We start from the raw sequence: 1,257 nt of genomic DNA, 5'->3' as shown, positions 1-1,257 counted from the left end.
TGTCGCTGCAGCCCAAACTCAGCCATATCGGCCTGACGGAATTCCACCGCGCCGATGAGGCGATCCAGATCGGCTATAGGGCAACGATGGCACAGATCGGCGAACTGACCCGGCTTCAGACGGTTCTCGCCTGATCAAAGACGCATCAGGCGCGTGCCGCGTCGACGATGCGGAACTGCACGCTGCGATTGCCGTTCCAGTAATTGCCCGACAATGAGCCGGCGACGTGGATCGTCTTACCACGGTTCTTGAACAGGAAGTCGCCGAGCACCGTGTCGACGGCACGAAAGGCGATCGCCTGGATGCGACCGCCACTGCCCGACTGGAGGTCGGCGCGGATGTGGTTGGTGCCGACCAGCCGGGCGTCGGCCAGCCGATGGCGAGGCAGCGCGAAAACAGGCGCGACATGCCCTGCACCGAACGGGCCGGCCTTTTCCAGCGCATCCAGCAAGGCCAGCGTCGCACCCTCGGCGGCAAGCGCGCCGTCGATCGCCAGGCTTTCCTCGTCTTGCAATCGGAACACGTCGGCTGCTGCGCGCTCGTCGAAAAATGCCCTGAGCTCGCCGAGCCGCGTGCGCTCGACGGTAATGCCGGCCGCGCAGGACCTTGGCCGTCTGCACCAGCGCGAGAAAAACCACTCCGGCGGCGCAGAGATGGCCCTGCCCGGAAAGGTCGTCGTCGCGGTTGGGGTTGACCACTGCGTGTGCCGCTGGCAAGGCGCCGCCGACCTGGTGATGGTCGAGCACCACGACATCGGCACCGGCGGCATTGGCCGCGTCGATGGAAGCCGCGCTGTTGGTGCCGCAATCGACGGTGACGATCAGCGTCGCGCCGCGCGAGACGAGCTCGCGCATGGCTTCGGGATTGGGACCGTAACCCTCGAAGATACGATCGGGAATGTAGATTTCCGACGATATCGAGAAATGCGCGAGGAAGCGTTTGAGCAAGGCCGACGAGGCGGCGCCATCGACATCGTAGTCGCCGAAGATCGCCACCTTCTCCCGGGCCATCACCGCGGCGGCTATTCGAATGGCCGCCTTGTCCATGTCGGTCAGCGAAGCCGGGTCCGGCAGCAGGTCGCGGATCGTCGGGTCGAGAAAGCGCTCCGCCTGTTCCGCCGTCACGCCACGTCCGGCAAGCACGCGCGCGACGATATCGGGCACGCCGTGCCCCTGTGCGATGGCAAGCGCGACCATGTCCTGCCGCTCGGTCAGCCGATGTTCCCAGGAAACACCGGTGGCCGACTGTCGGACATCG

2 pseudogenes are annotated in these 1,257 nt (G+C 65.7%); one reads left to right on the top strand and one right to left on the bottom strand.

The window, feature by feature from the left end:
• A pseudogene (locus FJ980_RS35680) lies at positions 1 to 134 on the top strand (Patatin); the annotation flags it as partial.
• An 11-nt stretch (positions 135 to 145) separates the two neighbouring features.
• Here the strand turns inward: FJ980_RS35680 and FJ980_RS32485 are convergent.
• Positions 146 to 1,257: pseudogene (locus tag FJ980_RS32485) on the bottom strand (DHH family phosphoesterase); the annotation flags it as partial.

This window comes from Mesorhizobium sp. B1-1-5, from assembly GCF_006443065.1.
Lineage (GTDB): Bacteria > Pseudomonadota > Alphaproteobacteria > Rhizobiales > Rhizobiaceae > Mesorhizobium.
This window is presented reverse-complemented; position numbering and strand designations above follow the sequence as displayed.